This is a genomic window from Blautia sp. HCP3S3_D9 (assembly GCF_052063845.1).
Taxonomy (GTDB): Bacteria; Bacillota; Clostridia; order Lachnospirales; family Lachnospiraceae; genus Blautia_A.
In genome coordinates, this window is sequence record NZ_JBQHWS010000119.1 from 1 (window position 1) to 10825 (window position 10825).

7 protein-coding genes and 1 pseudogene are annotated in these 10825 nt (G+C 39.5%); all 8 read right to left on the reverse strand.

The window, feature by feature from the left end:
* Positions 1-509, reverse strand: a 509-nt coding sequence (locus ACTNES_RS16660; RefSeq protein WP_441040140.1) for a substrate-binding periplasmic protein, incomplete at its 3' end; no start/stop codon positions are given.
* A complete protein-coding gene (locus ACTNES_RS16665) occupies positions 510-2627 on the reverse strand; it encodes a SulP family inorganic anion transporter (RefSeq protein ID WP_291816650.1) in 2118 nt (705 codons plus the stop codon).
* Between the two features lie 19 nt (positions 2628-2646).
* Positions 2647-3120, reverse strand: a complete 474-nt coding sequence (locus ACTNES_RS16670) for an NADAR family protein (RefSeq protein WP_441040141.1) — start codon at positions 3118-3120, stop codon at positions 2647-2649.
* Between the two features lie 292 nt (positions 3121-3412).
* Entirely contained in the window at positions 3413-3970 is a 558-nt protein-coding gene (gene csn2, locus ACTNES_RS16675) for a type II-A CRISPR-associated protein Csn2 (protein ID WP_441040142.1), read from the reverse strand.
* 23 nt (positions 3971-3993) lie between these two features.
* Entirely contained in the window at positions 3994-4338 is a 345-nt protein-coding gene (locus tag ACTNES_RS16680) for a CRISPR-associated endonuclease Cas1 (protein ID WP_441040144.1), read from the reverse strand.
* Positions 4335-8157 (reverse strand): annotated as a pseudogene (cas9, locus tag ACTNES_RS16685) (type II CRISPR RNA-guided endonuclease Cas9). The gene ACTNES_RS16680 and the pseudogene cas9 (ACTNES_RS16685) overlap by 4 nt, the downstream one beginning before the upstream one ends.
* Positions 8078-8410 carry a type II CRISPR RNA-guided endonuclease Cas9 gene (gene cas9 / locus ACTNES_RS16690; RefSeq protein ID WP_291817561.1) on the reverse strand — a complete coding sequence of 111 codons (333 nt, stop codon included), beginning with the start codon at positions 8408-8410 and terminating at the stop codon, positions 8078-8080. The pseudogene cas9 (ACTNES_RS16685) and the gene cas9 (ACTNES_RS16690) overlap by 80 nt, the downstream one beginning before the upstream one ends.
* 249 nt (positions 8411-8659) lie before the next feature.
* The gene (locus ACTNES_RS16695) at positions 8660-10597 is read right to left on the reverse strand and encodes a bifunctional metallophosphatase/5'-nucleotidase (RefSeq protein WP_441040143.1); all 1938 of its coding nucleotides are present in this window, start codon (positions 10595-10597) and stop codon (positions 8660-8662) included.
* Positions 10598-10825: the final 228 nt, after the last annotated feature.

Here is a 10825-nt window from a genome sequence, read left to right on the forward strand (position 1 = left end):
GTGTTTACTCCATGACTTTTCTCCCACTCATGGAACATTTCGGCAGGAAGTGCATTCGGCAGCATACCGATTCTTTTTCCATTTAATGTAGTCAGATCTGAAGTGGAGATATCTGTATTAGAAGTATCCACATACAGGTAATATTTATCCTCTCCCATAGGCAATTCTGAAAAAAGCATGGAAGTGGAACGTTCCTCTGTATAGGAAATGCCTCCCAGCAGATCGATCTGTCCATTTTTCAGCATGCTCATCAGTTCTGCCCAGCTTCCCTCCACATATTCATATTTCCATCCGGTATGCACAGCTACTGCCTGCTGGTATTCGTAGCTGTAGCCTCTCCTCTGACCGTCTGGTCCTGTGGTATTATAGGTTCCCTCATACCAGCCTACTCTGACAACCTTAGATCTGTCCTCCTGTGCTGATACAGAAAGGGGAAGCACAGTAATATATAAAATAAGGCATAATAAAATGCAGATGTAACTCTGTACATTTAACTTAAACTTTTTCATTTATCGGTTATCCTTCTCACGCTGCTTTAATACCAGTGCATACACATCCGGCCATTTTTTCTCCAACTGCTCATCCAAAAGCCGCCTGCGCTCCTCGAACATTGCCACCAGCTCTGGATGCTCTTTCAGCATCTGTTCCCGAAGCTTCTTTCGATGCTTCTCAAAACGTACAGTCAGTTCCTGTTCATCCTGTCCGGAAATCTTTACAATTTCCTTCATGTGCTCTTCCAGATGCTCAATCCATGCATCTGCATCAAGTTCATCCATATGATTCCACTGGCCATGGAGCAACTCCTGCATATCTCCGTTCTCTTTCAGCTGTTCAATCTGCAGATGGATCTGCTTCTCTATCTCTGCCTCAGAATCAGAACCAAAAGCCCAGACAAATTCCTGTACACTGTTGTCCACACGCTTCCTGAACGGAGAACGTTCTGTATTATCTACATTGCCCTTCAAAGGATAAGGATAATGGATTCCCATATCCTTCAATGCAACATGTATAGTCCGGCGTACACGTCCCTCTTCGATCATAAATCCAAGTCCCAATGCACGCATCTGTTCATTCAGCTCAGCGATATGCTCTGTTATGTAGAAACGAATTCCTTTTGCTTTCAGAGAACGGTACAGAATTGCAAGCCTGTCCGCAGCTGTAACATCAATGCTGCCAATGCCGCTGGCATCCAGAATTACTGCTTTGGTATCCGGCCCAATGGCATTCTCAATATCCTGCTGTAAAATATCTATATTTGCAAAAAACAGGCTGCTGCTGAATCGATAGATCACCACACCCTCAATCTCGCAGTTATGCAGGCTTTCCGTAAGATCCTCGAAATGCCTGTGCCCCGGCTGTACTCCCAGAAAACAACGTGCCGGTTTTGCAGTACGGATGATCATCTCTGCAAAGGAGAGAATAATACCAATCAATACCCCATTGATGGTACCAAGCATCAGCACTCCCCAGAATGCGCCCCAGTAGATCAGGCATTCCTTTTTGCTGATTTTTCTCAGACGTACAGCCAGATCAAATTCCGTTGCCCCCAGAAGTGAGGATATCACAATTGCAGTCAGCATGGGAACCGGCAGATAAGCGATCAGCCCGGTTGCTCCCAGAAGCACCAAAATCATGGAGATTCCTGCAACAATTCCGGTCAACTGTGTTTTTCCCTGGTACTGTTCACTGATGGCGGTACGTGACACCGAACCGTTGATCGGACAACAGCCGGTCAGAGCTGCCGCCAGATTTCCCATGGAAAAGGCTACCAGCTCCTGGTTGGCATTTACCCTGTAACCATTTTTCTGTGCAAAGCTGTTCTCACCAAGCAAAGTTTCTGCCATGATCACTACAGCAATGGACAGACTGTAGATAACTGCTCCCTTCAGACCGATGGCAGAGAAGTCAGGAATACTCCATACAGGCAGCCCTGGTTCTACTGCATCCAGTGTGCGGATTCCCCAGTTGGAAATCGGGACGAAATAAGATAATAATACACCTGCAGCCATCATAACTACTACCATAGGAAACTTAGGCATGATTTTTTTCATCACCAGAAGAATGACCAGAGAAACCAGACCTAAAATCAGGGAAGGCAGATTGATCTGTCCCAATGTCGTCCAAATATGCTCTGCCAGTTCCGGCAATTCCCCGGTTCCTGCAGTTCCGCCCATTAATTTGGGCACCTGCATGAGAATGATCGTGGTGCAGATACCTGTGATAAAGCCTCCCATTACAGGTGCAGAAATATAGTTTACCAGTTTTCCTGCTTTAAAAAATGCAAATATAAGCAGCCAGACTGCCACAAAAAATGTGAGCACCGGCACAACCGCCATGGCCTGTTCCGAACCACTCTGGATTCCCATTTCCACCAGTGCCGCCCCGATCAATGCTGCAGGTGCTGCATCCACTCCGAAGATGAACTGAGGTGATGTGGAAAACAATCCAAACAAAATAATCGGGAATACAGAGCCGTACAGTCCATAAACCGCCGGAAGCCCCGCAATCTGGGCATAGCCCATGGAAATCGGGATCGAAACAGCCATAATGATCAGCCCGGTGAGGATGTCCTTTGATAAATTTTTTCTGTCGTAATTTCGCAATGTTTTGGCTAACTCAAGGTGCATTTGTTTTGTGTTCCTCCGCTTATAACTGTTCTCTGACTAACATTAACGCATATCCCAGAAGATTGCTACCTTTCCATTTACTTTGCTCAAACCTGTTTGGATCTCCCATGGATAAACCTATTTCCCAAATCTGATCTCTTACTGCGCATTCAGCTAACACAGCATCACCTGTATCAACAAGTTGTCGTTTTAAGTCTGTGTTTTGACTGAATTTCGCTTTTAATCCCTCATAAACAATAAGTTGCCTTACACCATTCCAGGCATTTTCATCATAGTCATGTACTTTACGACCTAATTTCTTAATCTCAGCAACATCATCTGTATGAAGTATGTCATTAGCTATTTTTTCATCATGAAAGCGGCATGCTTTCTGATACATCATAAACTGCTCCATTGACGAAAAATCTATTCCGTTGACTGTGAAATGACTAAGATACCAGTTACTTAAATAGCCATTTTCTTCATCTGGGTTATGGAAACATATAACGTTCATTACATTTCACCTACTTTCTTTTTACAAAATCATTTAATTTAGATAAACAACTGTTCTAATTTTCTCTATGAATTTGCACTGCTCTCAAACTTCCCGTCAGCCCATTCGCCCTCCCAGAAGTTTATTCCCCTACGAATTTGCACTGCTCTCAAACGAAGAATCTGTCAATCATTCTATCGTTACAGTTTGATTCCCCTACGAATTTGCACTGCTCTCAAACCTCAAATGTTTGAAATAAATGATCTGCGAATCACTTGTGCAATTTCGCAAGTTGTATTTACTCACCCCTATACTAACACAAAATGCAGAAATCTGCATCTACAATATGTCTGCATTCCCATTCAAGAATTGGATGTTCGCTACTTTCCAGTATCAGTATCTGTATATCTCTTTCTATTATATTCTGCAGAAATAAATTCATCTCTGCATCTGAAAGATAACTCCGCAAATTTACCAGGATAAATAATTTTTTTCCATCATATTCCTGAACTAATTCAAAATAATCCAACAGTTGTTCTCCCAGGTTGTCATAATCATCGTCTACACAAATTCCCGCAGCTTTAATCAACGTCTCAATTGATATTTTTGAAAATCCAAAAGTTCCAACCATATCCAATGATAATTTCATGAGATATTGCTCCCACTTTCCAAGCATTTCCTTTGTTTCCAGATAATGGCTCTCATCTATCGCAATATTCTGCATCCTTGTCGTCATTTTGGTAATAAGATTTTTCTGATTCATATCAAATGGTACAAACCTTGTAATCAGTTCAATATGTTTTGCCATAGGCAGAACCTTATTATCTTCTGACAGTACACTTATTCCTTCTTCTCCCTGAACCTGAGTCAAGCGGATATTTGCAATCCGCTTCGCTACCTGCGGATCTTTTCACTGACAATATCTCTCCAGATAATATCTTTAATGTTCTGTTCCCAGACAATCTGCGTTCGTATTTTTGCTGCACTGTCATGACATCCATGATGAGGCATCAACTCAGCTACTGGATTCCGTTTCCGATCGCAGAAAATAACTTTTATTTTTTTCTCTGTTAATGCTTCAATCAAAATCCCAGTTAATGAAACTGCAGGATTCTCTATTAGAAGAATTCCAATTTCATCAAGCAAAACCCTTTTGGTTTCTAATCCTCTAACGACCATATATCCCATTTTATAATCCAGTTTTGCCTGATTTTCAATTACTACAATTCTCCAACTCATAATAACTCCAATATATTTTCTGAACGCTTTTCCCATATTCCGGATGGTGACTGATCAATAATTCTGACATCTGAGTATAGCTTTTTCCAATTTGATATTGTTGAACTGAAATTAACTGTTGCACCGCTATTAGACGAACCACCAATCAATGACAAATCACAGCCACTTGTCATACGACCAAATACTGTTTGAATATTCATCAGAACCACACATTGTTCTTTAATATTCAATTTTTCAAAACGTTCCTGTCCATCCATGAGAATTTGTACTGGTGAATTTACGCGCTTACTAAAAATTGTATTCTGTAATTTTTCAATATACAGTTCATAAAGTTTTTGATTTTCCTCTACAGATACCTTATCATATTCTTTATCATATATAAAATCAGGATTCTTCTTAAATTTTTCAGTAAATTTTTCCAACTTCTTCATATAGCCTTTCCAACAATCCTCTGAAGAAAACTGCATTACCGACTGTGCCACCAGACATTTTCCTTTGCCTCCAGTTCCAGTAATACATACTCTGAATCCATCTAACGATAGCATTGTATTAATCTTCCATGGACGCATACCCAACGGAAATGAAATTTCATCTACCTTCTTGCCTAAAATACTTTTTAATCTGTTAAACGTATATTCTCTGGCAAATGTTTCATCTTCTAAAAAATGTTTTCCATGAAGCAATTCTACCGGCATAATTATAATTGCACATTTTTTCCTGATTTTATATTTGACAGGCATCAAAAACATTATACCAGCTTTATTATACCCACCATATTTTTCAGTAGGCAATCCCGCCTTTAAAGGAATCAAGCCGGTTCCTTTCTTAACTGGATTCTGGTCAAACAATCCTCCTGTTTTAAATGTAGCAAACTTCACAAAATGTGCTGTGTTCTTCTTCGCGATTTTCTTGACCTTTGCAAGCATCGACGCTCCATCCCAAACTATGGTTCCCTGGCAATTCACCGGATGAGAAAAAACTGTTTTTGTTTTTATACTATATTCTGAATCAACACTAAACCATTTCTTTGAAAATCGCATATTATAAACATTTCCTGCCACAATATTTAAATATGCATCCACTGCATGGTGCAAATCATTATAAGTTCTGGACTTTGGCAAATCAAATTCGTGTCGAAAATCAGAAACAAGTCCTGCCTTTACATAAACATGTCTATGTTCGGAAATCTTTCCTTCAACAAGCCTGCTATTAACTTTGTAGATTGAGATGTCTCTGTAAGCTGTCGATTAATAAATCCATATTTTTCATCATCTGTAAACGGTGTTGACCTGATAAGACGCTTATATTTTTCATCACTGATCACTCCAATATGATGCCACCAGGTCCATTGTCCCTGCATTCTATTACGAATTTCAGGACTAATAGGGTATACATTACCTTTTGTTCCATTTATCTTTGATAATACCAATACTTTGTTATTAATAATACTGTCATCCTTTACATATGCCTGAGGATATATGTGATCTATGTCGTATTCTTTTGAGCCAGACATAAGCTTTTCCAGTTCTATAGGCATTCCACTGTATGCACATTTTCCAAACTGTATAAAGTACAGAAACAGATGCTCTCCCTGGAGCCGACTGTCCACACGCTCTCCCATAGATTCTAGTTGCTGTTTTAAATCCCGTACATCTTCTTCTCTACATTTAGCGTAAAGCTCAAGAATCTGTTGTTTTCTGCTTTTTGTTCTCTTTCCTTTCTGATCGGCCCATCCGCACGCGTCATTTCTACAAATATCTTATCTGGCTTTCCAAATGCCTTTTCAATATCTTTTACAACAGCAAGAGTTCTGTAAACCGGACGCCGCACTGAATTGGAAACACGCATTTCATCAAGACGTTCTTTTAAACTCTGTTTTTTCCCAGTGTAATATTCCTGTGTAAATGTCTCCACAGCTTCCCGAAATGTATATTTATCCGAAAGTATTTCCATTAAATTATCATTGGTTTCCCACATTATCCGCAGAATCGTTGTCATCTCTCCATCCTGCTTATTGCATCCCTTTAATTCTGTTAAAAATGTTCTGGATAATTTTCCAAACTCTTTAATTTTGATTTTAGTGATGTAGCGAATATCATCCTGTGAAAGATCAGGATATTCTTTTCTAAGCCATTTTTTTACACGACTCTTGTCCTCTGCATAAGAAGCCCTCTCTATAATTTTTTCTACATCATTTTCAGATAAAATTTCTCTGCTCAAAAGATTTCGAAATGCATAATAAGATGACAAACAGGAATGCACTTGCTCATCAATTCCGCTTATCAGTTCTGTCGAACCCTTAGCCAGATAATTATTGCTTATAAGATATTCTTCAATATCCTTTCGCCGCACTTTCTTTTTCTTTTCAAATAATTCATGATAGATTCCCTGTTTTACTTCAACAGGGACTTTGCGCCCATCAATCTTAAGATTATTAAGTTCATTCAGCACCATAAATTTCTGATAGCATAGAGAATCTTTTGGCAAAACATCTTCCCCTGGCAAATAGGTGCATTTATTTGTCATCCTTTTGATAAATGCATTCTCACTGGCATCCTCGTCTATCATGTCTTTGTAATTCCATGGAGTAATCTTTCCGGCTTTACGTGAAATCCATGCAAAATCTGATTTCTTATTTAACGGTCCTACATAATACGGAAGTTTATACCTGAAAATGGATACCACTTTGTCCATCTCACTGATTCCATTCCTGACTTCATTAAGAAAAGGCAAATATAAGGATGCATTTTTCAAAATTCGAATCAACTCATATTCATATAATTGATGTGGTATTACACGATTATCAGTATTCTTTTGTTTAGGCAAAAAGATATTCAGCTTCAGACGTTCACACATATCCTCATATGACTGTAAATCTGTTTTCTCCGGCTTTATTGGACTCATAAGTTTCAAGACATATTTTGAAAACTCCTCTGCTTTTGCTTTCTTTTTAATCTGACTTGCAGTATCTTTATCCATGTGACCTGTGTAAGCCACATAATTATCAGCTTTTGCTTTTCTGAATACTTCATTGTATTTATCAGGTACATATTTACGGACAAAATATTTCAATATCTGTAAATCTTTCCCATGCTGCTCATATATCTGTACTTTTGCCATGGAAATCGTTTCAGAATGACCGTTTAAAATATCTGCCAGTACACTCCAGTCATATAGTCCACGTAATGCTATGAGCAGGTCATAATCCTCTCCGATATTGCCTGAAATTTCACCAAACTTCTCCTCGTCCATCCCCAACGATACTGATCCCAAATCCAGATATTCTTCTTTGCAAAAAACGTCCTTTAATTTACACTGCCCGCCTGCCAGAAGTCGTATGATACTGTCCTGGCTAAAAGGAAACTCTTCAGTTCCGGATTTTTCCGGCTTCTTTCCTTCCAGAAGAATATTTTGTAATTCTTTATTTTTTACCGTTACACCTGTTTTTTGTTTCAATACCTCTGACAAAGCACTTACATCTATTTCACCCCATGGTCTTCTGTATCCATTTTCAGTAAAATAATTTATAAAATTTTGATACACTGAGCTGATATCCATGATTTCATCCAGTTTTTCCACATTGAGATTATTAAGGAAATGTCCTCTGTGTGTTATCAGCCATGCGCAGGCCAGATATATCAGGCGCACATCATGAGGATTCTTATTATTCATTAATTCACAGATCAAATGGTGAATCGTTGGATATTCTCCCATATACTGAACATCTGTATATTCCTCATCATTGAAAAAAACATACCGGTCCTGAACATCCTCTCTCCAACGATAGCTTTCCGATAATCGAATAAAAAAAACGATCATCTACCTTTGAAATTTCTTTAGCAAAAATTTCCTGCAGCAGATTTATTCTTTGCTGTCTCCTGTCCAGTCTTCTTCTTGCAGAACGATGACTTCTTCTTTCATCGCTCAAAGAAGCTGCATCAAATATAACACTGCCCCATACATCATCCCCATGAACTCTCAAAAGATTATACTGATCATCTGTCACAGCATATCCGACTGAATCAGTTCCAATATCAAGTCCCAGATAAATTTTTTTACTTTTCTTTTCCATTTGACATTTCTCCTCCCATATATTATTATAAAGATGCAAATCGTAGTTCCCCTACGGATTTGCACTGCGAGTTCAAATAAAAGTAAACTCAACTCACTGGTTTTTCCAGTTGCACAGTGTGTGCATTTAAAGACTTCATATTATGTTATGAGGTCTTTTTCTTTTTTCCAAAATAGAAATAGCTTTTCACATATCCACCCTTTACCCTCCTGATAAAGCAGTTGATCATGCAATGTTTATAATGAAATGCTATTTTCTTCTTCTGATAATCTTTACAACCCCAAAGATCAGCAGCAGAATCACCCCAACAGCCACAATACAGATTCCCACAATCGCTATTGCAAATTTATTCGGATGTTTTACCAGATTTATGATGTTTTTGCTGTTGTCTACAACTTTTCTTTCGTGTGTTGTATTATAATATTCCGGCACATTTGCAATTCCGTCTTTGTCTGTGTCTTCAAAGGATTGCATATACTCTGCAATTGCAGCCCAGGCTTTCAGTTCTTTTTTTCCATCCATGACTGCATAATCTTCCAGATTCTCTATGGGATTGCCGTTTTTATCTTTGGGGACGATGGATATCAGACCATAGGATTTGTCCAGAACAGATCCCAGCATACGGCCTGTGTACAGGTCCGTGACAACATGATATAATTTATCGTCCTGTATTTCTTCCCTTTCCCCGTCCTTACCTGTCAGATAACAGTCTGTTACTTTATTTAAGATCATGCGGTGGGGATTATAGGTGAAATTCATTCCACTGCAATATAATCTGGCTATTGTCATAAAATCTGAAATTGAGGCATCTACCTCTGCCACTGTTTTCAGTTCTTTTCCCGTTAAATATGCACTGATCAGAGGATAACCTGCAAGTCCGTCCTTTCCTGTTCCCAGCGAGAAGGAATTATATACCTGCTCCACTGTTATATTGCCTTTTGTATAAGTATCTCTTACAGTTCCGGCAGGTACGATTGCAACATCTACTTTTTCTCCGTCAGATTCTCCTGTATTCTCTACTGTATATACATAAGCATCTGATATGATATCTCCCAGATTTAACTCCTCATGCTTTGTTTCCATCTCACTGAGGCTGTTAAATTCAATGTCATTCTCTGCCAGAATCTCATCTCTTGTATAGCCAAAATTGGAAAGATAATTAATGTCAACAGTATCTGACAATTCATCTATTTTCTTCTGTGTGGCTTCATCTGCCTTGATTTTATCCGTAACCGGAACAAGTTCATAGGTATCCGGTTCCCATCGTCCATTCTCTTTCTGAGTCATGGAAAGTGTTCCCAGGTTTTTCCCATATTCTCCACAGGATACGATGCAGGTATCTCCCTGCAGGATCGGTTCTGCCAGCTGTGTGTGGGTATGTCCGCTGATGATCAGATCAATGTCCGGAACATTCTTTGCAAGGATTTCGTCTTCGGATACCTTTTCGTCCTCCCATGTTCCGCTGTGTGATACACAGGCGATCATGTCTACATCCTCGTTCTTTTTTATTTCCTCTACTGTTTCTCTGGCTGCTTCTGACGGTTCTTTGAAAAGAAGCTCGCAGGTAGGAGCGCAATCCAGAGAATCCTTGCCGAAAACACCCAGTACTGCAATCTTTACATCGCCTTTTTGAATTACCGTATAGTCTTTTACTCCATATGTCTGAAATGCTTCATAAATCTGTTTCTGTCCTTCACTGAGTCCGGCTTTTTTCATTGCATCCCAGTCCACATTACACACAACCATCCCGGGAAGATTTTCGCCTGAACTGACTGCGGCGTTCAGCATATCTGCCAGACCATCGGAGCCGTAATCAAATTCATGATTTCCCAGAGTTGTCACATCACAGCCCAGATATCCAAGCATCCGCAGTTCGGCGGCCTCAGTGTCATATACAGTCTGTATCAGAGTTCCCATGGAGAAGTCTCCGCCATCCAATATGAGTGTATCTGTATTCTCTTTCTCGTGCTCATTGATCAATGTTTTCAGCCGGGCAAACCCGCCGGTCTCCTGCTGTGTCCCGTCTACAATCATTTGAAAGCTGTTCAAATGGGAATGCAGATCATGGGTGAACAGGATATCCAGATGTTTTGGCTCCTCTGAGGCGTTTACCTGATATCCTGTCAGTCCTGAAACGCTCAGCATAAATATAAATGTGAATGCGAATACTTTTTTTAATAATTTCATAAAATTCTCCTGTAATATCAAAAATGGTTCCACAGTATCATTTATCTTCCCGCAGGATAATGATACCATGAAACCATTTTACAAAAAGCTATAGCAATTTCATAAAATAATGCAATCAAGACAGTTCAGCAGAGTGCGAAGGACAAGGAAGATATCTGCAGGCGTGCTGACGCACGACAACGATATCTGACGCAGGACTTCACACTCTGATGGACTGGATTGTTTGCC